This window comes from Modestobacter italicus (assembly GCF_000306785.1).
Classification (GTDB): Bacteria; Actinomycetota; Actinomycetes; order Mycobacteriales; family Geodermatophilaceae; genus Modestobacter; species Modestobacter italicus.
Window position 1 is genome coordinate 717,818 of sequence record NC_017955.1, and the last position, 24,421, is coordinate 742,238.

Here is a 24,421-nt window from a genome sequence, read left to right on the forward strand (position 1 = left end):
CGGGGTCAGCGGCGGCGGCGGGTGCCGAAGATGCCGCGGGTGACCTCCCGGCCCAGCGCCGAGGCCGCCGACCGGGCGAAGGACCGGAAGGCCGAGGACCTGAGCACCTGGCCCAGGACGCCGTCGTCGGCCGGCTCCGGCTCCCTGCGCCGCCGTGCCCGGGGGGCCGGCTCGTCGGCCGGCTCACGCTCGGGCGCCCGGCGGGGGGCGGGCGCCGGTTCCGGCGGCGCCATCCGGGCGGCCAGCCGCTCGTAGGCGGAGTCGCGGTCCAGCGGGGTCCCGTACCGCGCCTGCAGCGGGGAGGCCGCGACCGCCTGCTGCTGGGCGGCCGGGTCCAGCGGGGCCATCGCCGACCGCGGCGCGCGCAGCATGGTCCAGGCGACCGGCGTCGGCGCCCCGCGCTCGCTGAGCACGGTGATCACCGCCTCGCCGGTGCCCAGCGCGCCGAGGGTCTCGGCGATGTCGTAGGCGTCGGTCTTGGGGTAGGTGCGCACCGTCTTCTTCAGCGCGTCGGCGTCCTCCGGGGTGAACGACCGCAGCGCGTGCTGCACCCGGTTGCCCAGCTGGCCGAGGACCGGCGTCGGCACGTCCGTGGGGTTCTGGGTGACGAAGAAGATGCCCACGCCCTTGGACCGGATGAGCCGCACGGTCTGGGTCACCGTCTCCAGGAAGGCATTGCTCGCGCCGGTGAACAGCAGGTGCGCCTCGTCGAAGAAGAACACCAGCTTCGGCCGGTCCAGGTCCCCGACCTCGGGCAGCTCCTCGAACAGGTCGGCCAGCAGCCACATGAGGAAGGTGGAGAACAGCCGGGGCCGGTCCTGCAGCTCGCTCAGCTCGACCGCGGTGATGACGCCGCGGCCGTCCGGCGCCGTCCGCAGCAGGTCGGAGGTCTCCCACTCGGGCTCGCCGAAGAAGACGTCGCCGCCGCCGTCCTCCAGGGTGACCAGCTCGCGCAGGATGACGCCGGCCGTGGCCCGGGACAGCCCGCCCAGCTGCTCGAGGTCGGCCTTGCCGGCGTCGCTGGTCAGCCAGCTGATCACCGCGCGGAGGTCCTTGAGGTCCAGCAGCGGCAGCCCGGCGGCGTCCGCGTGGTGGAACACCAGGCCCAGCGAGCTGGCCTGGGTGGCGTTGAGGTCCATGACCTTGCTCAACAGCTGCGGGCCGAAGCTGGTGACCGTCGCGCGCAGCGGCACGCCGGTGCCCAGGCCGCCCAGCGCCAGGTACTCGACGGGGAACCCGGTCGGCGTCCAGTCGTCGGCGGTGTCCGCGGCGCGGCGGGTGACCCGCTCGCCGGCCTCGCCGGGGCGGGCCAGGCCGCTCAGGTCGCCCTTGACGTCGGCGAGCACGACGGGCACGCCCTGGGCGGAGAGCTGCTCGGCGAGCAGCTGCAGGGTCTTGGTCTTGCCGGTGCCGGTTGCCCCGGCGATCAGCCCGTGCCGGTTCATCATCGACAGCGGCACGCGCACCTGCGCCGTGGGGTGCGGGACGCCGCCGTGGACGACCGAGCCGAACTCCAGCGCCGGTCCCGGGAAGTCGTAGCCGGCCGCGATCGCGCCGGCCACGGGGTCGGCCGCGGTGCCCGGGTCGGCGGGGGCCTGCTCGTCAGGTGTGGTCACGTCGTCCGTTCCGTCCGGCCGGGCAGGTCGGGGGACAGCCTGCCCGGCGGCGTCGGGGTCCGCCAGACGCCGACGGCGGCGCGCCCGGGTGGGTGCGCCGCCGTCGGCGGTCGGTGCGGTCTCGGTGCGGCCCTCCCGCAGGGAGCGGGAGGGGTCTGCCTCAGTGCAGCGGGGTGTCGATCGCGCGCTGGCGGGAGGCCTCGATCTCGGCCTCGGCCTCGGCGCGCCCGACCCACTCGGCACCCTCGACCGACTTGCCCGGCTCGAGGTCCTTGTAGGTCTCGAAGAAGTGCTGGATCTCCAGCCGGTCGAACTCCGACACGTCGTTGATGTCCTGCAGGTGGGCCATCCGGGGGTCGGTCGCGGGGACGGTGAGGACCTTGTCGTCCCCGCCGGCCTCGTCGGTCATCCGGAACATGCCGATCGCCCGGCAGGTGATGAGGCACCCCGGGAAGGTCGGCTCCTCCAGGAGCACGAGGGCATCGAGCGGGTCACCGTCCATCCCGAGCGTCTCCTCGATGTACCCGTAGTCGGCCGGGTACCGGGTCGAGGTGAACAGCATCCGGTCGAGCCGGATGCGTCCGGTGGCGTGGTCCAGCTCGTACTTGTTCCGCTGGCCCTTGGGGATCTCTACCGTCACGTCGAACTGCACGCCGATAGTCTGTCGTACGACGGGCCGCCGTGTCGGCGGAGGTCACTCCAGGGGGTGGGGGCGATCGCGGCGAGGCCGGGCGAGGAGTCCGACGGGGGAGCGCCGGAGGTCTCCACCGACGAGGCAGCGGAAGCCGTGGCACCGCCCGCCGAGGTGGTCGAGCCCGCCGCGCCCGGACCAGCGGCGGATGACGCCGGGGAGGCTGAGGCCGGGCCGTCCGAGGCCGACCGCGCCGCCGCGCAGGCCGCCGCCGACCTCGCCGCGGTGAAGCAGTGGGCGGCAGAGCGCGCCGCCGCCGAACGGGCCGCGGCCGAGGCCGCCGCCGAGGCCGCCGCAGCGCAGGCGGCAGCCGAGGACGCCGAGCTGGAACGGGCGCGGGCCGAGCAGGCCGCCGCCGACCTCGCGGCCGTCCGCGAGTGGGCCGCCCAGCGGGCCGCCGCCGAGCAGGCCGCTGAGGAGCAGGCCGCGGCCGACCGGGCCGCCGCTGAGGAGCAGGCCGCCACCGACCGGGCAGCTGCCGAGGCGGCCCGGGCCGAGGCCGACCGTGCCGCTGCCGAGCAGGCGGAGGCCGAGCAGCGGGCCGCTGAGCAGGTCGCGGCCGACCGTGCCGCGGCCGAGCGGGCGGCGCAGCAGGAGGAGCAGGAACAGCAGGAGGCGGCCGAACGGGCGCAGCGGCAGCTGGAGCAGCAGGAGGCGGCCGCCACCGCTCAGCGGGCCGCGGCGCAGCAGGCGGCCGAGCGAGCCGACGTCCAGCGGGCTCAGGAGGAGTGGGCTGCCGGCCGGCACAGCGCGGTCCGGGCGCCGGTCGGCGACGAGCAGCGACCCGAGCGCCCCCGGCCCACCCCCCGGGCGCGCGGCGCGTCCGCCGCGCCGGCAACGGGCCGGCGGCGCGCGGCGGAGCCCCCGCCGGATGCCGGCACCGCGCCCCGGCCCGCGGGGCGACGGCGGCGGACGGCGCTGGTCGCCGCCCTCCTCGCCCTCGTGCTCGTGGTCGCCGCCGGGGTGCTGGTGACCCTCCGGCTCACCGACCGCAGCGGCTCGACCGTCGCCGCGGACGCCGAGCAGGTGCCCGACGCCGTGCTGCCCGAGCTCAGCGACCCCGGCCCGGTGCTCACCGCGCTCGGCACCGACGCGCCGCTGCCCGACCCCACCGCCCTCGCCGGCGTGCTCTCCCCGCTGCTCGCGGCGCCGGCCCTCGGCGGGGGGCTGTCCGCGCAGGTGGTCGACGTCGCCACCGGGCAGGTGCTGTTCGACCGGGACGCCGCGGACCCGAGCACCCCGGCCTCCACCGCGAAGCTGCTGACCGGGCTCGCCGTGCTGACCACGCTCGACCCGACCGACACCCTCTCCACCTCGGTCGTGGCCGGCAGCAGCCCCGGGCAGGTCGTCCTCGTCGGCGGGGGCGACCCGACGCTGTCCACCACCGACCCCTCCACCGACTACCCGGGCGCAGCCACCGTCGCCGACCTGGCCGCCCAGGTCACCCAGGCGCTCGGCGGCCAGCCGGTCACCGGCGTCGTGGTGGACAACTCGCTGTTCACCGGCCCGCTGACCGCCTCCGGCTGGGGCGCCGACGACGCCCCGTCCAGCTACGCCGCCCCGGTGACGGCCACCGCCGTCGACGGCGCCCGCGTCGCGCCTGGGGAGAGCCAGCGCAGCGGGTCGCCGGGCACCGACGCCGGCCGGGCGCTGGCGGCGGCCCTCGGCGCGCCCGACGTCCCGGTCGACCTGGGCCAGGCCCCGGCCGGCGCCCGGACGCTCGGCACGGTCGAGTCCGCACCGGTCGACCGGCTGGTCGAGGAGGCGCTCAACGCCTCGGACAACCTGCTCGCCGAGTCCCTCGGCCGGCAGGTGGCCCTCGCCCGCGGCCTGCCGGCCAGCTTCGACGGTGCCGCCGACGCGATCACCGCCGCGCTGACCGACGCCGGGCTGGACACCACCGGGCTGGACCTGCACGACGCCAGCGGTTTGTCCCAGGACGACCGGGTGCCGGCCCACCTGCTGGTGGACGTCGTCCGGGCCGCCGCCGACGGGAGCGCCGACCACGCCGACGGGCTGCTGTCCGGGCTGCCGGTGGCCGGCTACGACGGCACGCTGGCCGAGCGGGTCGTCGCGGGTGGGCAGGCCGGGCCCGGCTCGGTGCGGGCCAAGACCGGCACCCTGCTCGGCACCAACGACCTGGCCGGGACCGTCCTCACCGCCGACGGCCGGCTGCTGGCCTTCGCGGTCATGGCGGACGGGACGGTCGGCAGCCTCACCGCGGGGGAGGGGTCGCTGGACGTCGTCGCCGACGCCCTGGCCGGCTGCGGCTGCCGCTGAACGGCCGGGCCGGCCCCGGGCCCGGTGAGTACGGTGAGCTGATGAGCCGTTCCTCGTCCCTCGTCGACTGGGACCTCGCCGGCCGCACCGCCCGCCGCCTCGTCTCGCCCGGGCCGGAGACCACCCGCGAGGAGGCCGCCGCCGTCGTCGAGGAGCTGCACCGCGCCGCCGCGACCGCCGTCGCGCACGTCGAGGAGCTCACCGGGCTGCACCCGGTGCCCGGCGGCCCGGTGCCCACCGTCGCCGTCGTCGACCGGCCCGGCTGGGTGACCGCCAACACCGCCGGGATGGCCGCGCTGCTCGACCCGCTGGCCGACGCGCTCACCGAGGCCCAGGGCAAGAGCCCCGGCCCGCTGGCGACCGCGATCGGGTCCCGGGCGACCGGCGTGCAGGCCGGCGGCGTGCTGGCCTTCCTGTGCAGCCGGGTGCTGGGCCAGTACGAGGTCTTCGGCAGCGGCGGCCGGCTGCTGCTGGTGGCCCCGAACATCGTGGAGACCGAACGCCGGCTCGGCGTCGACCCCACCGACTTCCGGCTGTGGGTCTGCCTGCACGAGGTCACCCACCAGCTGCAGTTCACCGCCGTCCCGTGGCTGCGCGGCTACCTGGAGGAGCAGGTCAGCTCGTTCGCCGAGGCCACCGACCTGACCCCCGACGTGCTCCGCGAGCGGCTCACCGACGTGCTGCGCAGCCTCACCGACGCGGTCCGCGGGGGCAGCCCGGACGACGACGCGCCGCAGGGCCTGATGGCGCTGATCAAGGACCCGGCCCAGCGCGCGGCGCTCGACCGGGTCACCGCGGTGATGAGCCTGGTCGAGGGGCACGCCGAGTTCGTGATGGACGGCGTCGGCCCGGACGTCGTCCCCTCGGTGCGCACGCTGCGCAAGCGCTTCGCCCAGCGCCGCAAGGGCCGGGGCCCGATCGACCGGGTGCTGCGCCGGCTGCTGGGGCTGGAGCAGAAGATGCAGCAGTACGCCGACGGCCGCGTCTTCGTCGCCGGGGTGGTCGACCTGGTCGGCATGGACGGCTTCAACCAGGTGTGGGCCGGCCCGGCGAACCTCCCGCTGAAGGAGGAGCTCACCGAGCCCGCCCGCTGGGTGGAGCGGGTGCTGGGCACCCGGCCGGCGATCCCGGCCTGACCCGGCGGGCGCGACAGCCGGCATGGCAGGTCCGCACCCCGCCGTCGCGGCGCTGCGCGCGGCGGTCCGCCCGGGCCTGAGCGCCACCACGGGCCTGGTGCTGGTGGCCTGCAGCGGTGGGGCGGACTCGGTCGCGCTGGCCGCCGCGCTGGCCTTCGAGGCACCCCGGTCGGGGCGCCCGGTGGGCGCGGTGACCGTCGACCACGGCCTGCAGCCCGGGTCGGCCGAGCAGGCCCGGCGCACCGCCGCGCTGCTCCGGTCGCTGCGGCTGGCGCCGGTGCTCGTCGTGCCGGTGACCGTCGGCACCGCCGGCGGGCCGGAGGCGGCCGCCCGCGAGGCGCGCGGTGCGGCGCTCCGGGCCGCCGCCGCCGAGCACGGCGCGACCGTGGCGCTCGGGCACACCCTGGACGACCAGGCCGAGACGGTGCTGCTCGGGCTGGCCCGCGGGTCGGGCCCGCGGTCGGTCGGCGGCATGGTCGAGCACCGCGCACCGTTCTGGCGCCCGCTGCTCGGGGTCCGCCGGGAGGCCACCCGGGCGGCCTGCGCCGCGCAGGAGCTGCCGGTCTGGGACGACCCGTGGAACACCGACCCGGCCTACACCCGGGTGCGGCTGCGCAGCGAGGTGCTGCCGCTGCTGGACGAGGTCCTCGGCGGCGGGGTGGCGCCGGCGCTGGCCCGCACCGCGGCGCTGCTCCGCGAGGACCTCGACGCGCTCGACGCGCTGGCCGCCGACGAGCTGGGCGCCCTGCTCGGGGCGGACGGCGCGCTGCCGGCCGGCCCGCTCGCCCAGCTCCCCGCCGCGCTGCGCCGCCGGGTGCTGCGCGGCTGGCTGCTCCGGGCCGGGGTGCCCGACCTGCAGGCGGTCCACCTGGCCGCCGTCGACGCGCTGCTCACCCGGTGGCGGGGGCAGGGGCAGGCCGACCTACCCGGCGGTACGGGGGTGGTGCGGGCGTCTGGCAGGCTGACCGTGCAGCGCGGCCCGCGGCCGGCTGCCCGTCCTGCAATCGATCCCCTCGAGGAGCCCTGAGCGCCGTGAGCGAGCGCACCACCCCCGGAGCCCAGGCCACGGGGCCGCTGGGACCCGACCACGGCTACGGCCCGGACATCGACCACGTGCTGCTGTCCGAGGAGCAGATCCAGGGCAAGATCACCGAGCTCGCCGCCCAGATCGCGGTCGACTACGCCGGCCGCGAGGTGCTGCTCGTCGGCGTCCTCAAGGGCGCCGTGCTGTTCATGTCCGACTTCGCCCGGGCGCTGCAGCTGCCCACCCAGATGGAGTTCATGGCCGTCTCCTCCTACGGCAGCGCCACCAGCTCCTCGGGCGTGGTGCGGATCCTCAAGGACCTGGACCGGGACATCGCCGGCAAGCACGTGCTGGTGCTCGAGGACATCATCGACTCCGGCCTCACGCTGTCCTGGCTGCTGAAGAACCTGGGCAGCCGCGGGCCGGCGAGCCTCGAGGTCTGCACGCTGCTGCGCAAGCCGGACGCGGTGAAGGTCGACGTCCCGGTGCGCTACATCGGCTTCGACATCCCCAACGAGTTCGTCGTCGGCTACGGCCTGGACTACGCCGAGCGCTACCGGGACCTGCCCTACATCGCCACGCTGAAGCCCGAGGTCTACTCCTCCTAGCAGCGGCACGGGCCGCCCGGGCCACGCAGCACTCCGACAGCTCGCCGGCAGCGCGCGTGGAGCGGGGGCACAGGTCCTTCGGTGTACCGTCGTCGCAACGACGTCGCCCCGCGGCGGGGTGCCACCCAGGGTCGTGCGCGACGTCCTGCGACGATCAGGAGGGTCGACGGGCAGTCCGGGCGTCCCCGGTGGCCCGGCAACGGTGTATGGAACGTAAGAAGATCTTCCGGTCCGTCTGGCTCTGGGTCGCTGTCGTCGTCGTGGTGGGCTTCATCGCCTCCCAGTTCTTCAGCAACGACGGTGGCTACGACAAGGTCTCCACGTCGACCGCCCTCGAGCAGCTCTCCAGCGGCAACGTCTCCGAGGCGACGATCAACGACAAGGAGCAGACGCTCGACCTGGACCTGCGGGACCCGGTCGACGGCAGCTCCAAGATCTCCGCCTCCTACCCCCTCGGCGCGGCTGACGACGTCTTCGCCGCCGTGCGCGGCGGCACCGACGCGGGCACCGGGACGGCGTCGTTCGACACCAACGTCACCCAGGACAACCTGCTGGTCAGCCTGCTGGTGAGCTTCCTGCCCTTCGTGCTGCTGCTCCTCCTGCTGTTCTGGCTGTTCAACTCCATGCAGGGCGGCGGCCGGGGCGTCATGGCGTTCGGCAAGTCCAAGGCCAAGGTGGTCAGCAAGGACACCCCGAAGACGACCTTCGCCGACGTCGCCGGCGCGGACGAGGCGATCGAGGAACTGCACGAGATCAAGGACTTCCTGCAGAACCCGGTCAAGTACCAGACCATCGGCGCGAAGATCCCCAAGGGCGTCCTGCTCTTCGGCCCGCCCGGGACCGGCAAGACGCTGCTCGCCCGGGCCGTCGCCGGTGAGGCCGGCGTGCCCTTCTACTCGATCTCCGGCTCGGACTTCGTCGAGATGTTCGTCGGTGTGGGCGCCAGCCGGGTCCGCGACCTGTTCGAGCAGGCCAAGACCAACGCCCCGGCGATCATCTTCATCGACGAGATCGACGCCGTCGGCCGGCACCGCGGCGCCGGCATGGGCGGCGGGCACGACGAGCGCGAGCAGACGCTGAACCAGATGCTGGTCGAGATGGACGGCTTCGACGTCCGCGGCGGCGTGATCATGATCGCCGCGACGAACCGCCCGGACATCCTGGACCCGGCGCTGCTGCGCCCGGGCCGCTTCGACCGGCAGATCGCCGTCGACCGCCCCGACCTGCTCGGCCGCGTCGCCGTCCTCAAGGTGCACGCGACCGGCAAGCCGCTGGCACCCGACGTCGACCTCACCACCGTGGCCCGGCGCACCCCCGGCTTCACCGGCGCCGACCTGGCCAACGTGCTCAACGAGGGCGCCCTGCTCACCGCGCGGCACGGCGGCACGCAGATCACCGACGCCGTGCTCGAGGAGGCCATCGACCGCGTCGTCGCCGGCCCCGAGCGCAAGACGCGGGCGATGAGCGACAAGGAGAAGAAGGTCACCGCCTACCACGAGGGCGGGCACGCCCTGGTGGCGCACGCACTGCCCAACCTGGACCCGGTGCACAAGGTGACGATCCTGCCGCGCGGCCGCTCGCTGGGGCACACCCTCGTGCTGCCGACCGAGGACCGCTACAACCAGACCCGCTCGGAGATGATCGACACGCTGGCGTACGCGCTGGGTGGCCGGGCCGCCGAGGAGCTGGTCTTCCACGAGCCGACCACCGGTGCCGGCAACGACATCGAGAAGGCCACCTCGCTGGCCAAGTCGATGGTCACCCAGTACGGCATGAGCGCGAAGCTCGGTGCGGTGAAGTACGGCAGCACCGACTCCGAGCCGTTCCTGGGCCGGGACATGGGCTCGCGCCCGGACTACTCCGACGCCGTCGCCGCCGACATCGACGGCGAGGTGCGCGCGCTCATCGAGGCCGCGCACGACGAGGCCTGGGAGATCCTGGTCGAGTACCGGGACACCCTGGACCGGCTGGTGCTCGAGCTCCTGGACAAGGAGACGCTGTCCCGCGAGGACATGGACCGGATCTGCGCCGGGGTGGTCAAGCGCCCGTCGATGGCCCCCTACAACGGCTTCGGCAAGCGCACCCCCTCCGAGCGCCCGCCGGTGCTCACCCCGGCCGAGGCGGCCGCGGGCAATGGCAACGGCGTCCACGGGTCGGCGAACGGCGCGACCCAGGCACCGGTCGGGGACGTCGGCGCCCCCGCGCAGGGCCGGTGAGCGCCGCACCGGGGGGAGCACGCGAGAGCGCGGCCGGCCAGGTCGACGGTGCGGGGCTGGACCCGCGCACCGGCGACCCGGTCGCCGACCTCCCCGAGGGGCGGTTCGACGCCGGGCGGATCGAGGCCGCCGTGCGGGAGATCCTGGCCGCGATCGGCGAGGACCCCGACCGCCCGGGCCTGCAGGACACCCCCGCCCGGGTCGCCCGCGCCTACGCGGAGAGCTTCGCCGGGCTGGCCCAGGACCCGGCCGACGCCCTCGCCACCACCTTCGACGAGGGCCACGAGGAGCTGGTGCTGGTCAAGGACATCGCGATGTACTCGACCTGCGAGCACCACCTGGTGCCCTTCCACGGCGTCGCGCACGTCGGGTACATCCCCGGGTACGACGGCCGGGTCACCGGTCTGTCGAAGCTGGCCCGGCTGGTCGAGGTCTACGCCCGCCGCCCGCAGGTGCAGGAGCGGATGACCCGGCAGATCGCCGACTCGCTGTACGACGTGCTCAAGCCGCGCGGAGTCATCGTGGTCATCGAGGCCGAGCACCTGTGCATGGCGATGCGCGGCGTCCGCAAGCCGGGGACGCGGACGATGACCTCGGCCGTGCGCGGGATCTTCCGGGAGAACGCCGCCACCCGCAGCGAGGCCATGAGCCTCATCCTGGGCCGGTGACGGTCCTCCTGCCGCAGCCGGGGCGCTGCCTGGTGATGGGCGTCCTCAACGTCACCCCGGACTCGTTCTCCGACGGCGGCTGCTACGCCGACCACGACGCCGCCGTCGCGCACGGCCTGGAGATGCACGCCGCCGGCGCGTACTACGTCGACGTCGGCGGGGAGTCCACCCGGCCCGGTGCCGACCGGGTCGACGCCGAGGAGGAGTGCCGCCGGGTGGTGCCCGTCGTCCGCGACCTCGCCGCCGCCGGCGCCCGGGTCAGCGTCGACACCACCCGCGCCGACGTCGCGGCCGCGGCGCTGGAGGCCGGCGCGTCCCTGGTCAACGACGTCAGCGGTGGGCTGGCCGACGCGGGCATGGCCCGGCTGGTCGCCGAGGCCGGCGTGCCGTGGGTGCTGATGCACTGGCGCGGCCACAGCCGCGAGATGTACGCCGCCGCCCGCTACGGCGACGTGGTGCACGAGGTGGGCGCCGAGCTCACCGCCCGGGTCGAGGACGTCGTCGCGGCCGGGGTCGACCCGGGCCAGCTGGTGCTGGACCCGGGCCTGGGCTTCGCCAAGAACGCCGACCACAACTGGGCGCTGCTGGCCGGGCTGGACCGGCTGGTCGCCCTCGGGCTGCCGGTGCTGGTGGGCGCCTCGCGGAAGACCTTCCTCGGCCGGCTGCTGGCCGGCCCCGACGGCGAGCTGCGGCCGGTGGAGGGGCGGGAGGCCGCGACCGTGGCCATCTCGGTGCTGGCCGCGCAGGCCGGGGCGTGGGGTGTGCGCGTGCACGACCCGGTGCAGTCCCTGGACGCGATCGCGACCGTCACCGCGGTGCAGGCAGCGCGCAGCGCAGGAGGAGAACGTGCCCAGTAGCGCCCCCCGGTCGACCCCGGACCGGATCACCGTCCACGGGCTCACCGGCCACGGCTACCACGGCGTCTACCCGCCCGAGCGCGAGCACGGCCAGACCTTCCGGGTCGACGCGGTGCTGGAGCTCGACACCGCACCGGCCGCGGCCGGCGACGACCTGACCCTCACCGTGCACTACGGCGAGCTGGCGCAGCAGCTGCATGCGCTGCTGGTCGGCGAGCCGGTCGACCTGCTGGAGACCCTGGCGCAGCGGCTGGCCGACTGCTGCCTGGCCTACCCGGTCGTCGACGCCGTGGAGATCACCGTGCACAAGCCGGAGGTCGACCTCGGCGTGCCCGCCGACGACGTCACGGTCGCCATCCGGCGCGAACGCCAGTGACCCGCGCGGTCCTCTCGCTCGGCGGGAACCTGGGCGACCGCGCGGGCACGCTGCGCGCCGCCCTGGTCGCGCTCACCGGCCACGGGCTGGTCGCCCGCTCGACGCTGTACGAGACCCCGCCCTGGGGCCCGGTCGAGCAGCCGCCGTACCTGAACGCCGTCGCCGTCGTCCGGGGCGACCGGGACGCCGCCGGCTGGCTGGCGCTCGCCCACGAGCTGGAGCAGGCCGCCGGGCGCACCCGGGAGGTGCGCTGGGGCGCGCGGACGCTGGACGTCGACGTCGTCACCGTCACCGGGGACGACGGCGCACCCGTGCTGTCGGCCGACCCGGAGCTGACCCTGCCGCACCCGCGGGCGCACGAGCGGGCGTTCGTGCTCGTCCCGTGGCTGTCCCTGGACCCGGCGGCGACGCTGCCCGGGCACGGCCGCGTCGCCGACCTGGTGGCCGCGCTGCCGGCCGACGAGGTGGCCGCGGTCACCCGGTGGGAGCAGCTGGCATGACGCCGGTGCGCCGCCGGGAGCTGCTCGCGCTCGCCGTCGCGGTGGCCTTCGCCGCCTGGCTGGTGGTGCGCTCCGGCTACGGCTCGCTGCCGCCGTTCCAGTGGTGGCTGCCGGTGCCGCTGGGCGTGCTCGCCGTCGCTGAGGCCCTGGGCGCCCGCACGCTGCGGGCCCGGCTCGGCGCCCAGCGGGCCGGCCGGCGGGGTCCCGGCCGCAGCCCGGCGACCGCCGCGCGGCCGGTCGAGCCGATGCTGGTCGCCCGGCTGGCGGTGCTCGCCCAGGCCAGCGCGTGGGTCGGCGCGGTCGTCGCCGGGCTGTGGGCCGGCCTGCTGCTGCACACCGCCCCGGCGGTCGGCCGGCTCGGCGCGGCCTCGGGTGACACCACGACCGCGGTCATCGGCGTGCTGCTGGCCGCCGCCCTCGTCGCTGCCGCGCTGTGGCTCGAGCACGTCTGCCGGGTCCCCCCGGACGAGGACGAGGACGCGTCCGCCCAGGCCTGATGGCCCCGTCCAGAGGCTCGCCCCGAGCTCGCGAGGGGTGAGGAGGACGGGGTCCTTGTTCAGAGGTGGGCGGCGCCGGCCACCTCGGGGACCGAGCCCTCGATCGAGCGGCGCAGCGCGGCGTGCAGCGACTCGGGGGTGAGCACCCCGCAGAACCTCTCGCCGTCCAGCACCGCCACCCACCCGGCCTCCAGCTGCAGCATGGTGGAGAAGGCGGTCTTCAGCGACGCGTCGATCGGCACCCAGGCGTCCATCCGGCGTCCGGCCTCCCGCACCGTGCCGCTGCCGGTCGCCCGCTCGGTGGAGATCCACCCGTTCAGCCGGTCCTGGTCGTCCAGCACCACGGCCCAGCGGGCGCCGGCCCGCTCGAGCACGGCCCGCGCCGCGCGCACGTCGTCGTCGGCGTGCACGACCGGTGGCTGCTCCAGGTCGGCCATGTCGATGCCGGTGACGGCCAGCCGCTTGAGCCCCCGGTCGGCGCCGACGAAGTCCGCGACGAAGGGCGTGGCGGGGGAGCCGAGCAGCTCGGCCGGCGGGGCGAACTGCTCCACCTTGCCGCCCTGGCTCATCACCGCGATCCGGTCACCGAGGCGCACGGCCTCCTCGATGTCGTGGGTGACGAAGACGATGGTCTTGCGCACGGTCTCCTGCAGCCGCAGGAACTCCGACTGCAGCCGCTCGCGCACGATCGGGTCGACCGCGGAGAACGGCTCGTCCATCAGCAGGACGGCGGGGTCGGCGGCCAGCGCTCGGGCCACCCCGGCGCGCTGGCGCTGGCCACCGGAGAGCTGGTGCGGGTAGCGGTCACCGAACGCCGCGGGGTCGAGCCCCACCAGGTCCAGCAGCTCCTCCACCCGGTCCGCGGTGCGCCGCTTGTCCCAGCCCAGCAGCCGCGGCACGGTGCCGATGTTCTTGCGCACCGTCTGGTGCGGGAAGAGCCCGACGTTCTGGATGACGTAGCCGATCCGGCGCCGCAGCTCGACCGGGTCGACGTCGGTGACGTCGTCGTCGCCGAGCAGGACCCGCCCGGTGGTCGGCTCGATGATCCGGTTGATCATCTTCATCGTGGTCGTCTTGCCGCAGCCCGACGGGCCGACCAGCACGGTCAGCTCCCCGGCGGCGAAGGTCAGGTCGAGCTGCCGGACGCCGACGCTGCCGTCGGGGTAGGTCTTGCTGACCCCCTCCAGCCGGATGGCCTGGGCCGGTGCGGCTGCGATCGAACCGGTCGGGGCGCTAACGTCCACGAGTGGCCTTCCTGACGGGCGCCCGGTGCTGAGCGCGGCGAGCGGTGCGGTGCTCGCAGCTGATGCGGCGCCGAACCCCTGGTTCGACCCCTCCTACGTGACGGAGAACTGGGACACCATCCTGTCCTATCTCGGCGAGCACGTCAGGCTGACGGTGGCCGCGGTGGTCCTCGGGGCGCTGATCGCGCTGCCCCTGGCGCTGCTGGCCCGGCGGAACCGCTGGCTGGCCGCCGGCGTCCTGGGCGTCTCCACGCTGGTCTACACGATCCCGTCGCTGGCCATGTTCGCCTTCGTCGCGCCGGTCACCGGGCTGTCGGCGACGACGGTGCTGGTCGGGCTGGTCCTGTACTCGCTGGTCATCCTGGTGCGGAACTTCCTCGCCGGTCTGCAGTCGGTCCCCGCCGACGTGCAGGAGGCGGCCCGCGGCATGGGCTACGGCCCGGCGCGGCTGTTCTGGCAGGTGGAGCTGCCGCTGGCGCTGCCGTCGTTCATGGCCGGGATCCGGGTGGCCACCGTGTCCACCGTCGCGCTGGTGACCGTCGGCGTCATCGTCGGCCACGGCGGGCTGGGCCAGCTGATCACCGGCGGGTTCAACGCCAACTTCTACCGCGCCGAGATCGTCACCGGCGCCGTCGGCTGCGTGCTGCTGGCCCTGGTGGCCGACCTGCTGCTGGCCGGCGCCGAGCGCGCGCTGACTCCGTGGACCCGGCGGGCCCGGGCGTGAACGAGCTGCAGGCGGCCATCCGCTACCTCAACGACCCGTTCAACTGGACGCGCACCAACGGCATCTTCGACCTGGCCGCCCAGCACCTGCGGATCTCGGTCATCGCCGTCGCGGTGGCCATGGTGATCGGCATCCCGCTGGGCGCGCTGCTCGGGCACACCGGCCGCGGGGGCGGCTTCACCGTCGCCCTGTCCAACGTCTCCCGGGCGATCCCGACGCTCGCGCTGCTGACGGTGTTCGCGGTGACCCCGATCGGCTTCGGCCCGACCGCCACCACCATCGCGCTGGCGCTGTTCGCGCTGCCCCCGGTTCTCACCAACACCTACATCGGGTTCCGCGGCGTCGACCGGGACGTCGTCGAGGCCTCGCGGGCGATGGGGATGAACGGCCGGCAGGTGCTGCTGCGCGCGGAGCTGCCGCTGGCCGTCCCGCTGGTGATGACCGGCGTCCGGACGGCGGCCGTCCAGGTGGTCGCCACCGCGACCCTCGCCGCGCTGGTCGCCGGCGGCGGGCTGGGCCGGATCATCACCCTCGGGTTCCGGCAGCAGGACTACGGCGCGGTGCTGGCCGGCGCCATCCTGGTCGCGGTGCTGGCCGTGGCCACCGAGCTGCTGCTGGCCGTCGTGTCCTGGCTGGTGACGCCCGGGCCCAAGCGACTGCGGGTCGGCCGGGTGCGCACCCGCACCACCGATGCCGGGGCGGTCCCGGTCACCCCCTGACCCGGAGCCGGGTCACCGGCAGGTCACGGTCGTGCACAACGGACTTGATCTCCGGACCGCCCGGGGGTTGAGTGGAGCTGCGGGACACCTCCCGCCAGACACGCGTGGCCGTCCAACCAGCGGGCACCACGGGACACAGAAGGCGGAGAAGATGCGCACGCGTCCCCGTTTCCACACGATCCTCCCCATCGCGGCCCTCGCGGCCGTGCTCTCCACCGCCGCCTGCGGTGAGTCGGGGTCCTCCGGCACCGGCGGCGACGCCGCCGCCAGCGGCTCGTCGGCCTCCGGCGACGCCTGCGCCCCGGTGGCGGGCGACCAGCTCGTCGTCCTCGAGGACGACAAGGGCCTGCAGAACGCCGACAACATCGTCCCGGCGGTCAACGCGGCCGCCGCCAACGCCAACCCGGCGCTGGTCCAGGCGCTGGACACGGTCTCCGCGGCGCTGACCGAGGACGACCTCATCGGCATGAACAAGGCCGTGGACATCGACCGGCAGTCCGCCACCGACGTCGCCGCCGCGTACGTGTCCGACAACGACCTCGGGTCCGGCGTCACCGGCGGCAGCGGCCCGGTCGTGGTGGGAGCCGCGGACTTCAGCGAGTCGCAGGTGCTGGCCAACGTGTACGCCGACACCCTGAACGCGGCCGGCTTCCAGGCCACCGTGCAGACGGTCGGCAACCGCGAGCTGTACCTCCCGGCGCTGAAGAACGGCGAGATCCAGGTCTTCCCGGAGTACCTGGCCACCGTCGCCGACATCATCGCCAAGAACGTCGACCCCAACGCCGCCGCGATCGCCACCAGCGACGCCGACGAGACGCTGGCCGCGCTCACGCCCGTCGCCGCGGAGTACGGGCTGGTCTTCGGCACGCCGGCCGAGGCGACCGACCAGAACGCCTTCGCCGTCACCCAGGAGTTCGCCGACGCGCTGGGCGTGACCACGCTCTCCGAGCTCGCCGACGCCTGCGGCGACGGCTCGCTGACCCTCGGCGGGCCGGGGGAGTGCCCGACCCGGCCGCAGTGCCAGCTCGGCCTCGAGGACACCTACGGCCTGGAGTTCGCCAGCTTCTCCGAGTACGACGCCGGTGGCCCGCTGACCAAGGCCGCCATCCAGCAGGGCGACGTCTCCATGGGCCTGGTCTTCAGCTCCGACGGCGCCCTCGCCCAGGGCTGACGGCCCGTACAGGCCTAGGTACCAATACCTGCGTCTGAACGCCGAAGATGCAGGTATTGGTACCTGTGCCGCTCAGTACCAGCCGCCGGGCGGCAGTTGCTCCCCGGCGGTGACGGGGGTGTCCACCACGTTGCCGGCGGGGGCCAGCGGGCAGGTCCACCGCGGGTCGTAGGTGCACGAGGGGTGGTAGGCGAAGTTGAGGTCGACGACCAGCCGGCCGTCGTCCCCGCCCAGGTCGGCGCCCTTGATGGTGTCCAGCAGGTAGCGGCCACCGCCGTAGGTCGTCGTCCCGGCGGTCCCGTCGCGCAGCGGCAGGAACACCCCGCCGCCGTAGCCGCCGACCCACCAGACGTCGAGCCTGCCGACGTCGCCCAGGGTCACCCGGCCGATCCGGTCGAGCACCACGACGCCGTCCGCGGCGGTGGGGACCTCCCGGCGCTCGGGCTCGCCGTCGGTGTCCACCGGGACGACGAACCGCAGCGCCGGGTCGTAGGGCGCGAACGGGATCCCGGTGAACGAGGCGCGGGCGGCGTCGTCCAGCGGGGAGTCGGGGTGGCCGCCGACGAGCGCGTCCCGACCCTCCCGCCAGGCGTGCCAGCCGGCCTCGGGGTCCTCGGCGGCGCGGACGTCGGAGTACAGCGCGGCGACCCGCCGCCGCCAGTCCAGCAAGGTGAGGGTCACCGGGCGGAGCCTGCCACCCGGGGCGCCGGGCGGCACCGGGTGACCGGTCCGTTCACTGCCTGTGACCGTGCGCACCCCGTAAGGTGAGGGTCATGGGAGGTCGCCGGGACGCTGACGCCCCGGCGCGCCCCGCCGGCCGCCGGGGCACGCTCCCGCCCGTGCCGCCGGCCCCTACGGCCGCGGGGGCGTCCGCCTCCACTCCGCCGCCCGCCCCGCCGGTGCCCGAGCAGCGCCGGAACAGCAACCGGGGGTGGCTCCTCGCCGGGCTGCTCCTCGCCGCCGGGGGCAGCGCCGCGGTCCTCCTCACCGACGACGCCCGGTACCTCCGGGTGGCCCTGCTCGCCGTCTGCTGGGCCTTCGTCGTCGCCGCGTTCGTGGCCGGCAGCCGCCGCGCCGACCAGGTCGCGGCGGCCGGCCGGGAAGCGGAGCTGCGACACGCCTACGACCTCGAGCTGGAGCGCGAGGTGACCGCCCGGCAGCAGTTCCAGGTCGAGCTGGAGGGCCGGCTCCGGCGGGAGGCGGAGGGTGCGGTCCGCGGCGAGCTCGCACAGCTGCGCGCCGAGCTGTCCGGCCTGTCCGCGCTCCGGGACGACCTCGCCGGGCTGGGCCGGCTGCGCACCGAGGTCGCCGCGCTGGCCGAGCTGCGCGGGGAGCTGAGCGGGCTCGGCGAGCTGCGTGGCGAGCTGGGGCGGATCCGCGCCGAGCTGACCGAGCAGCTCTCCGGTGAGCTGCTCGTCGAGCGCATGGTCATGCGGGCCCAGTCGGTGCGCGGACCGGCGCAGCCGGGGACCGACGGCCGGGTGCTGGAAGGCGGCACGGCGTGGGACCCCGCCCCGATGACCTCCGGCTGGGACGTCGACCGCTGGTCGGAGACCCGGGTGGTGCCCGCCGAGCCGGTCGAGCCCGTCGCCCGGCCGGCCGCGGGGGAGCGGCCGGCGCGCGAGTGGCCGGTGCCCGCGGAGGACGGCCCGCCGACGACCGCCCTCCCGGCCGCGGCCGCGCCGACCCGTGAGCCGGCCCCCGAGCCGGCACCTGACGCCTGGTCCGGCTACGACGCCTCGCGGTACGACGCGCTGCTCTTCGGCACGTCGGCCCCGTCCCACCAGCCGCCGTCGCCAGAGACGCCGTCCTACGGGACGCCGTCCTACGGGACGCCCTCGTTCGAGACGCCGTCCCACGAGACGCGCTCGTTCGAGACGCCCTCCCACGAGACGCACTCCTACGAGCCGCCGTCCCACGAGGCTCCGTCGTACGAGTGGTCCGGCGCCGCGGGCAGCACCGCCCGCGGGTCACGCCACGACGCGTCGGGGTACGCCGAGGACGGGACCGCTCCCGCCGCCGACGAGCCGGTCCGGGCGGCCCCGCCGGAGCCGCCGGGTCACGCCCGGCTCGAGCAGATCCTGGCCGAGAGCGGTGTCCCGGCGCCCACGGGGGCGCGCGCCCGTCGCCGCCACCACCGTGACGACGACGGCGGCGGCAGCACCGACGACGTCCTCGCCCGGGTCCTCGGCCGCTAGACCGGGCCGCGGGACAGCGCGCCGCCGTCCAGCACGAGGGTCTGCCCGGTGACCCAGCCGGCGCCGTCGCCGAGCAGGTAGGCCGCCGCCTCGCCGATGTCCTCGGGCACGCCGAGCCGGCCGACCGGGTACTGCTGGGCCAGCGCGTCCTCCCGGCCGGTGAACAGCGCCTCGGCGAACCGGGTCTTCACCACGGCCGGGGCCACGGCGTTCACCCGGACCTTCGGGCCGAGCTCGACGGCCAGCTGGGTGGTCAGGTTGACCAGCGCGGCCTTGCTCACGCCGTAGGCGGCGATGCCCTCGCTGGACTTCAGGCCGGCGACGGAGGCGACGATCAGGACCGAGCCGCCGTGCTCGGCCATCCACGCCCGCCACGCCTCCTGCACCAGGCCGAGGCTGGAGACGACGTTGGTGTCCAGGATCTTGCGGAAGGCGTCGAGCGGGGCGTCCATCAGCGGGCCGAAGACCGGGTTGATACCGACGTTGCCGACCAGGTGGTCCAGGCTGCCGAAGGTCTCGACGGCGGTGCGCACGGCCTCGGCGCGGTGATCGGCGTCAGCGGCGTTCCCGGCGACGGCGACGGCCTTGTCCGGGCCGCCCAGCTGCTCGACCGCGGCGGCGAGCGCGTCGGCCTTGCGGGCGGTGACGACCACCCGGGCGCCCCGGTCCACCAGGCTCTGCGCGATCGCCAGGCCGATGCCCCGGCTCGCGCCCGTGACCAGTGCGGTGCGTCCCTCGAAGCTGCTCACCGTGCTCCTCCGTGCTCGGAGCCGGCTCCGCTGCCGGCGCGGGCCCCACCCAACCACGGCCCCGGGAGCACCCGCGCCGGCACCCACGTGAGGGAGCGCACACCCCCGCGGCGTTGCAGGCGCGCCCGGGCGGACACACACTCGCCTTCGGCGGTCCATCTGCGTGACACACCCGGTCCGGGTGGTTGCAGCGGGCGGGGCGCCGGCACCACCGCTCGACCTGCACCACCCTGAACGGCCCACGACGGCGTGGGCCGACGCGACCTGAGTCCGGTACCCGCGAGGGACTGGAACGAGAGGTGCACCGGGATGACCGTCCGTCCCCCGCGGAGGGCCGCGCGCCCTGCCGCGCCCCGCCCCACCGCCACGCCCGCCCCGGGACTCCTCCCGGCCGACGAGGCCCCCGCCCGGCTCCGCGTCGGCATCGTGGGAGCCGGCCGGGTCGGCGCCGTCCTCGGTGCCGCGCTCGCGGCCGCCGGCCACGACGTGGTCGCCGCCTCGGGCCTGTCCGCCGCCTCGCACGAGCGCGCCGCCCGGCTGCTGCCCGGCGTCCCGCTGCTGCCCGCCGACGAGGTGGTCGCCGCCAGCGACCTCGTCGTCCTGGCCGTGCCCGACGACATCCTCGCCGGCCTCGTCGCCGGCCTGGCCGAGACCGGTGCCTGGCGGCGCGGCCAGCTGCTGTTCCACACCTCCGGCGCGCACGGGCTGGCCGTGCTGGCCCCGGCCGAGCGGGCCGGCGTCCTGTCGCTCGCGCTGCACCCGGCGATGACCTTCTCCGGCGGACCCGAGGACCTGCACCGGGTGGTCGCCGCCCCGTTCGGCGTCACCAGCCGCCCGGAGCACCGCCCGGTCGCCGAGACGCTGGTGCTGGAGATGGGCGGCGAGCCGTTCTGGGTGGCCGAGGCCGACCGCGGGCTCTACCACGCCGCCCTGGTCACCGGCGCCAACCACCTGGTCACCCTGGTCGCCGAGGCCGCCGACCTGCTGCGCACCGCCGGCGTCACCGACCCGGCCCGGGTGCTGACCCCGCTGCTGACCGCCGCGTTGGACAACGGGCTGCGGCGCGGTGACCGCGGCCTCACCGGACCGGTCAGCCGGGGCGACGTCGGCACCGTCGCCGCCCACCTGCAGACGCTCACCGAGCGGGCGCCGTCCTCCGTCGACGCCTACGTCGCGCTGGCCCGGCGCACGACGGAACGCGCGCTGGCCGCCGGCCGGCTCAAGCAGCACGAGGGCGCCCCGCTGCTCGAGCTGCTGAGCGGCTCGGCCGAGGAGGCGGCCCGATGAGCGCCCCGGCCGTCGCCGAGACCACCGCGGAGCTGCGCAAGCTCCGCGACGAGCTCCCCGGCCCGGTCGTGCTCGTGCCCACCATGGGCGCGCTACACGAGGGGCACCGGACCCTGGTCCGGGCCGCGCGGGCGCTCGGGGGCAGCGTCGTCGTCTCGGTGTTCGTCAACCCGACGCAGTTCGCCCCGGGGGAGGACTTCGACCGCTACCCGCGCACCTGGGACGCCGACCTCGCCGCGCTGGCGGAGGAGGGCGCCGACCTGGTGTTCCACCCGCCGGTCGACGAGGTGTACCCGCCCGGCGCGGTGGGCGTGACCGTGCAGCCGGGCCCGCTGGGGGACGTCCTGGAGGGCGCCGTCCGCCCCGGTCACTTCGCCGGCGTGCTCACCGTGGTGGCCAAGCTCCTCGGCCTGGTCCGACCGGACGTCGCCGTGTTCGGCGAGAAGGACTACCAGCAGCTGACGCTCGTCCGGGCCATGGCCCGGGAGCTGGCGCTCGGCGTGGAGGTGGTCGGCGTGCCCACCGTCCGCGACGACGACGGCATGGCGCTGTCCAGCCGCAACCGGTACCTGACCGCGGAGCAGCGCGCCTCCGCCGCCGCCATCTCCGCCGCGTTGCGGGCCGGTGCGGCTGCCGGTCCGGAGGGCCCGGACGCCGTCCTGGCCGCCGCCCGGGCCGTGCTGGCCGCCGCACCCGACCTGGTGCCGGACTACCTCGAGCTCACCGACGTCCGGCTCGGCCCCGTGCCGGGTGCTGGACCCGCCCGCCTGCTGGTCGCCGCCCGCGCCGGCAGCACCCGACTCATCGACAACACCGCCGTGACCCTGGGGAGCCCCCGATGATGCGCACCATGCTCAAGAGCAAGATCCACCGGGCCACGGTGACCCAGGCCGACCTGCACTACGTCGGCTCGGTGACCATCGACGAGGACCTGCTGGACGCCGCGGACCTGCTGCCCGGCGAGCAGGTGGCCATCGTCGACGTCACCAACGGCGCCCGGCTGGAGACCTACGTGATCCCCGGCGAGCGGGGCACCGGCGTCATCGGCATCAACGGCGCCGCCGCGCACCTCGTGCACCCCGGCGACCTGGTCATCCTGATCAGCTACGGGCTGATGGACGAGACCGAGGCCAAGTCCTACCTGCCCCGGGTCGTGCACGTCGACGCCGCCAACCGCGTCGTCGAGCTCGGCGCCGACCCCTCCGCACCGGTGCCCGGCGCACCGGACCAGGCACGCAGCCCGCTCGGCGTACCGGTCCGGTGAGCACGTCGACGGTGGCCACGGGGCTGCCGTTGCGGCTGCGTGCGCCGGCACCGGGCTGGGAGCTGTCCGCGGACGTCTGCGTCGTCGGGTCCGGCGTCGCCGGGCTGTGCGTGGCGCTGCACGCCCGCGCGGCGGGGCTCTCGGTCGCCGTGGTCACCAAGGTGGAGGTGGACGACGGGTCGACCCGCTGGGCGCAGGGCGGGATCGCCGCCGTCCTCGACCCCGCCGACACCCCGGCCGCGCACGCCCGGGACACCGAGGTCGCCGGCGTCGGGCTGTGCGACCCCGCGGCGGTGCGGGCGCTGGTCACCGAGGGGCCGGAGCGGCTGCACGAGCTGATCAGCTGGGGTGCCGCCTTCGACCGGGACGGCGCCGGTCACCTGCTGCTCACCCGCGAGGGCGGGCACTCCACCGACCGGATCGTGCACGCCGGCGGCGACGCCACCGGGGCGGAGGTGCAGCGGGCGCTGCGGGACGCCGTGGCCGCCGACCCCGGGATCACCCTGGTCGAGCACGCGATGGTGCTCGACGTCGTCCGGGACGTCGCGGGCCGGGTCGCCGGGGTCACCCTGCACGTGCTCGGCGAGGGCAGCGCGGACGGCGTCGGGGCCGTCCGCGCGCGGGCCGTCGTGCTGGCCACCGGCGGGATGGGCCAGGTCTACGCCGCCACCACCAACCCCGCGGTCTCCACCGGCGACGGCGTCGCGCTCGGGCTGCGCGCCGGCGCGGTCGCCACCGACCTGGAGTTCGTCCAGTTCCACCCGACCGCCCTCTACCTCGGGCCCGGGGCACGCGGCCAGCAGCCGCTGGTCTCCGAGGCGCTGCGCGGCGAGGGCGCCGTCCTCCGGGACGCCGCCGGCGAGCGGTTCATGGTCGGCACCCACCCGCTGGCCGAGCTGGCGCCGCGCGACGTGGTGGCCAAGGCGATCACCCGGGTGCAGCTGCGCGACGGCGTGGACCACGTGTGGCTCGACGCCCGGGAGGTGCCCGGGCTGGCCGCGCGGTTCCCGACCATCGTGGCCCGCTGCCGGGAGGCCGGCATCGACCCGGTGACGGCGCTGGTCCCGGTCACCCCGGCCGCGCACTACGCCTCCGGCGGGCTGGCCACCGACCTGTCCGGCCGCACCACGGTGCCCGGGCTCTACGCGTGCGGCGAGGTGGCCTGCACCGGCGTGCACGGTGCCAACCGGCTGGCGTCCAACTCGCTGCTGGAGGGGCTGGTCTTCGCCGGGCGGATCGGCGAGGCGCTGGCCCGGGAGCTGCCGGTGCCCGCTCCCGCCGAGCCGGCCGACGCCCGGCCCGAGGGGCTCGTCGACGCCGCCGTCCGCGCCGACCTCACCGGCACGATGTCCACCCGGGTCGCGGCGCTGCGCAGCGGCACCGGCCTGGCCGAGGCCACCGAACGGCTCGCGGCGCTGGGGGAGCGGACCACCGCCGAGCCCGGGGTGCCCGGCTGGGAGACCACCGACCTGCTCACCGTCGCCACCGCGATCACCGCGGCGGCGGCCGCCCGCGAGGAGACCCGCGGCTGCCACTGGCGGGAGGACCACCCGGACGCCGAGGAGGAGTGGCGCGTGCACCTGGACGTCCGGCTGGACGGCGCGGGCGAGGTGGCGCTGACCCGCCGCCCCGTCGGTGTCCCCGTGGCGGTGAGCTGGTGAACGAGCCGGCGACGAGGGCGCTGCCCGCGGACCCGACCGACCTGACCGGCACCGGGCTGAGCGCGGCCTGGGTCGACGAGCTGGTCGAGCGCACCCTGACCGAGGACCTCACCGGCGGCGCCCCGCTGCCCCGGGAACCCGACATCGCGGTCAGCTACGACGTCACCAGCGCGGCCACGGTGCCCGGTGCGCAGTTCGGCACGGCGGACCTGGTGGCCCGCGCCGACGGGGTGGTCGCCGGCCTCCCGGTGGCCGCCCGGGTGTTCACCCGGCTGGCCCCGGGCGCCGCGCTGACCGCCGGCGCGGCCGACGGCGACCGGGTGCGCCGCGGCGACGTGCTGCTCACCGTCCGCGGCCCGGTCCGGGCGCTGCTGGCCGCCGAGCGCAGCGCGCTGAACATCGCCAGCCGGGCCAGCGGCATCGCCACGCACACCCGCGCCTGGGCCGACGCGGTGGCCGGCACCGGCGCCGTCGTCCTGGACACCCGCAAGACCACCCCGGGCCTGCGCCCGCTGGAGAAGTACGCGGTGCGCTGCGGCGGGGGGTCCAACAAGCGCATGGGCCTCTACGACGTCGCGATGGTCAAGGACAACCACGTCGCGGCCGCCGGCTCGGTGGCCGCCGCGGTCGCGCTGGTGCGCGAGCGCGCCCCGCGGATCACCGTCCAGGTCGAGTGCGACACGGTCGCTCAGGTCACCGAGGCGGTGGACGCCGGCGCGGACTTCCTGCTGCTGGACAACATGACCACCGACCAGCTGCGCGAGGTGGTCGCGCTGGTGGGCGACCTCGACGTGGAGCTGGAGGCCACCGGCGGGCTGACCCTCGCGGTGGCCCGCGAGGTCGCCGACACCGGCGTGGACTACCTGTCCGTCGGCGCCCTGACCCACTCCTCGCCGATCCTGGACCTCGCTCTCGACCTGCGGGAGGGCTGAGCC

At 75.9% G+C, this 24,421-nt stretch carries 24 protein-coding genes; 19 read left to right on the forward strand and 5 right to left on the reverse strand.

What is annotated here, in order from left to right:
• Positions 1-5: 5 nt before the first annotated feature.
• Positions 6-1,616 (reverse strand): helicase HerA-like domain-containing protein, encoded by a 1,611-nt coding sequence (locus tag MODMU_RS03465; RefSeq protein WP_014738783.1) that lies wholly within the window; start codon positions 1,614-1,616, stop codon positions 6-8.
• Positions 1,617-1,776: 160 nt separating this feature from the next.
• On the reverse strand, positions 1,777-2,268 hold the full coding sequence (locus MODMU_RS03470; protein ID WP_014738784.1) for an inorganic diphosphatase: 492 nt from the start codon (positions 2,266-2,268) through the stop codon (positions 1,777-1,779).
• Between the two features lie 135 nt (positions 2,269-2,403).
• On the opposite strand from MODMU_RS03470, the gene dacB reads away from it, so the two are divergent.
• The 10 genes from dacB to MODMU_RS03525 all read left to right on the forward strand — a co-directional run bounded on the left by dacB (position 2,404) and on the right by MODMU_RS03525 (position 12,469).
• Positions 2,404-4,587, forward strand: coding sequence for a D-alanyl-D-alanine carboxypeptidase/D-alanyl-D-alanine endopeptidase (dacB, locus tag MODMU_RS29265; protein WP_231851758.1), 2,184 nt, complete (start codon positions 2,404-2,406; stop codon positions 4,585-4,587).
• Positions 4,588-4,628: 41 nt separating this feature from the next.
• Entirely contained in the window at positions 4,629-5,723 is a 1,095-nt protein-coding gene (locus tag MODMU_RS03485) for a zinc-dependent metalloprotease (protein WP_014738786.1), read from the forward strand.
• A gap of 22 nt (positions 5,724-5,745) precedes the next feature.
• Positions 5,746-6,750, forward strand: a complete 1,005-nt coding sequence (gene tilS, locus MODMU_RS03490; protein ID WP_014738787.1) for a tRNA lysidine(34) synthetase TilS — start codon at positions 5,746-5,748, stop codon at positions 6,748-6,750.
• Between the two features lie 5 nt (positions 6,751-6,755).
• On the forward strand, positions 6,756-7,355 hold the full coding sequence (gene hpt / locus MODMU_RS03495; RefSeq protein WP_014738788.1) for a hypoxanthine phosphoribosyltransferase: 600 nt from the start codon (positions 6,756-6,758) through the stop codon (positions 7,353-7,355).
• A 206-nt stretch (positions 7,356-7,561) separates the two neighbouring features.
• Complete coding sequence (ftsH, locus tag MODMU_RS03500) at positions 7,562-9,571, forward strand: ATP-dependent zinc metalloprotease FtsH (protein WP_014738789.1); 2,010 nt, start codon at positions 7,562-7,564, stop codon at positions 9,569-9,571.
• Entirely contained in the window at positions 9,568-10,239 is a 672-nt protein-coding gene (gene folE / locus MODMU_RS03505; RefSeq protein ID WP_014738790.1) for a GTP cyclohydrolase I FolE, read from the forward strand. Before ftsH ends, folE begins: the two co-directional genes overlap by 4 nt.
• Entirely contained in the window at positions 10,236-11,096 is an 861-nt protein-coding gene (gene folP / locus MODMU_RS03510; protein ID WP_014738791.1) for a dihydropteroate synthase, read from the forward strand. The genes folE and folP overlap by 4 nt, the downstream gene beginning before the upstream one ends.
• Complete coding sequence (gene folB / locus MODMU_RS03515; protein WP_014738792.1) at positions 11,086-11,472, forward strand: dihydroneopterin aldolase; 387 nt, start codon at positions 11,086-11,088, stop codon at positions 11,470-11,472. Before folP ends, folB begins: the two co-directional genes overlap by 11 nt.
• Positions 11,469-11,972 (forward strand): 2-amino-4-hydroxy-6-hydroxymethyldihydropteridine diphosphokinase, encoded by a 504-nt coding sequence (gene folK / locus MODMU_RS03520; RefSeq protein WP_014738793.1) that lies wholly within the window; start codon positions 11,469-11,471, stop codon positions 11,970-11,972. The genes folB and folK overlap by 4 nt, the downstream gene beginning before the upstream one ends.
• On the forward strand, positions 11,969-12,469 hold the full coding sequence (locus tag MODMU_RS03525) for a DUF3180 domain-containing protein (protein ID WP_014738794.1): 501 nt from the start codon (positions 11,969-11,971) through the stop codon (positions 12,467-12,469). The genes folK and MODMU_RS03525 overlap by 4 nt, the downstream gene beginning before the upstream one ends.
• A 59-nt stretch (positions 12,470-12,528) precedes the next feature.
• Here the strand turns inward: MODMU_RS03525 and MODMU_RS03530 are convergent, their stop codons facing one another.
• Positions 12,529-13,713 (reverse strand): ABC transporter ATP-binding protein, encoded by a 1,185-nt coding sequence (locus MODMU_RS03530; RefSeq protein ID WP_014738795.1) that lies wholly within the window; start codon positions 13,711-13,713, stop codon positions 12,529-12,531.
• 49 nt (positions 13,714-13,762) lie between these two features.
• Here MODMU_RS03530 and MODMU_RS03535 point away from each other — a divergent pair, with 49 nt between their 5' ends.
• The 3 genes from MODMU_RS03535 (at position 13,763) to MODMU_RS03545 (ending at position 16,327) form a co-directional block, all read left to right on the forward strand.
• Complete coding sequence (locus MODMU_RS03535) at positions 13,763-14,437, forward strand: ABC transporter permease (RefSeq protein WP_231851759.1); 675 nt, start codon at positions 13,763-13,765, stop codon at positions 14,435-14,437.
• A complete protein-coding gene (locus tag MODMU_RS03540) occupies positions 14,434-15,156 on the forward strand; it encodes an ABC transporter permease (protein ID WP_014738797.1) in 723 nt (240 codons plus the stop codon). The genes MODMU_RS03535 and MODMU_RS03540 overlap by 4 nt, the downstream gene beginning before the upstream one ends.
• 151 nt (positions 15,157-15,307) lie before the next feature.
• Positions 15,308-16,327: a glycine betaine ABC transporter substrate-binding protein gene (locus tag MODMU_RS03545; protein WP_014738798.1), complete on the forward strand. Its 1,020-nt coding sequence runs from the start codon at positions 15,308-15,310 to the stop codon at positions 16,325-16,327.
• A gap of 72 nt (positions 16,328-16,399) precedes the next feature.
• Here the strand turns inward: MODMU_RS03545 and MODMU_RS03550 are convergent, their stop codons facing one another.
• The gene (locus MODMU_RS03550) at positions 16,400-17,008 is read right to left on the reverse strand and encodes a DUF1684 domain-containing protein (protein ID WP_014738799.1); all 609 of its coding nucleotides are present in this window, start codon (positions 17,006-17,008) and stop codon (positions 16,400-16,402) included.
• Between the two features lie 158 nt (positions 17,009-17,166).
• Here MODMU_RS03550 and MODMU_RS03555 point away from each other — a divergent pair, with 158 nt between their 5' ends.
• On the forward strand, positions 17,167-18,525 hold the full coding sequence (locus tag MODMU_RS03555; RefSeq protein ID WP_166503388.1) for a DUF6779 domain-containing protein: 1,359 nt from the start codon (positions 17,167-17,169) through the stop codon (positions 18,523-18,525).
• Here the strand turns inward: MODMU_RS03555 and MODMU_RS03560 are convergent.
• The gene (locus MODMU_RS03560) at positions 18,522-19,274 is read right to left on the reverse strand and encodes an SDR family oxidoreductase (protein WP_014738801.1); all 753 of its coding nucleotides are present in this window, start codon (positions 19,272-19,274) and stop codon (positions 18,522-18,524) included. The genes MODMU_RS03555 and MODMU_RS03560 overlap by 4 nt on opposite strands.
• Positions 19,275-19,583: 309 nt before the next feature.
• On the opposite strand from MODMU_RS03560, the gene MODMU_RS03565 reads away from it, so the two are divergent.
• From MODMU_RS03565 to nadC, 5 genes are read left to right on the forward strand one after another with little or no spacing between them, the layout of a single operon-like run.
• Positions 19,584-20,561, forward strand: coding sequence for a Rossmann-like and DUF2520 domain-containing protein (locus MODMU_RS03565; RefSeq protein WP_014738803.1), 978 nt, complete (start codon positions 19,584-19,586; stop codon positions 20,559-20,561).
• Positions 20,558-21,403, forward strand: coding sequence for a pantoate--beta-alanine ligase (panC, locus tag MODMU_RS03570; RefSeq protein WP_014738804.1), 846 nt, complete (start codon positions 20,558-20,560; stop codon positions 21,401-21,403). The genes MODMU_RS03565 and panC overlap by 4 nt, the downstream gene beginning before the upstream one ends.
• On the forward strand, positions 21,400-21,825 hold the full coding sequence (gene panD, locus MODMU_RS03575) for an aspartate 1-decarboxylase (RefSeq protein WP_014738805.1): 426 nt from the start codon (positions 21,400-21,402) through the stop codon (positions 21,823-21,825). Before panC ends, panD begins: the two co-directional genes overlap by 4 nt.
• Complete coding sequence (locus MODMU_RS03580) at positions 21,822-23,486, forward strand: L-aspartate oxidase (RefSeq protein WP_014738806.1); 1,665 nt, start codon at positions 21,822-21,824, stop codon at positions 23,484-23,486. The genes panD and MODMU_RS03580 overlap by 4 nt, the downstream gene beginning before the upstream one ends.
• Positions 23,483-24,418: a carboxylating nicotinate-nucleotide diphosphorylase gene (gene nadC, locus MODMU_RS03585; protein ID WP_014738807.1), complete on the forward strand. Its 936-nt coding sequence runs from the start codon at positions 23,483-23,485 to the stop codon at positions 24,416-24,418. Before MODMU_RS03580 ends, nadC begins: the two co-directional genes overlap by 4 nt.
• Positions 24,419-24,421: the final 3 nt, after the last annotated feature.

What these genes read in the sequence shown, in the direction of transcription:
- tilS (WP_014738787.1), top strand. Translation starts at nt 5,746, where the DNA reads ATGGCAGGTCCGCACCCCGCCGTCGCGGCGCTGCGCGCGGCGGTCCGC.
- MODMU_RS03485 (WP_014738786.1), top strand. Translation starts at nt 4,629, where the DNA reads ATGAGCCGTTCCTCGTCCCTCGTCGACTGGGACCTCGCCGGCCGCACC.
- ftsH (WP_014738789.1), top strand. Translation starts at nt 7,562, where the DNA reads ATGGAACGTAAGAAGATCTTCCGGTCCGTCTGGCTCTGGGTCGCTGTC.
- panD (WP_014738805.1), top strand. Translation starts at nt 21,400, where the DNA reads ATGATGCGCACCATGCTCAAGAGCAAGATCCACCGGGCCACGGTGACC.
- panC (WP_014738804.1), top strand. Translation starts at nt 20,558, where the DNA reads ATGAGCGCCCCGGCCGTCGCCGAGACCACCGCGGAGCTGCGCAAGCTC.
- MODMU_RS03565 (WP_014738803.1), top strand. Translation starts at nt 19,584, where the DNA reads ATGACCGTCCGTCCCCCGCGGAGGGCCGCGCGCCCTGCCGCGCCCCGC.
- MODMU_RS03545 (WP_014738798.1), top strand. Translation starts at nt 15,308, where the DNA reads ATGCGCACGCGTCCCCGTTTCCACACGATCCTCCCCATCGCGGCCCTC.
- MODMU_RS03525 (WP_014738794.1), top strand. Translation starts at nt 11,969, where the DNA reads ATGACGCCGGTGCGCCGCCGGGAGCTGCTCGCGCTCGCCGTCGCGGTG.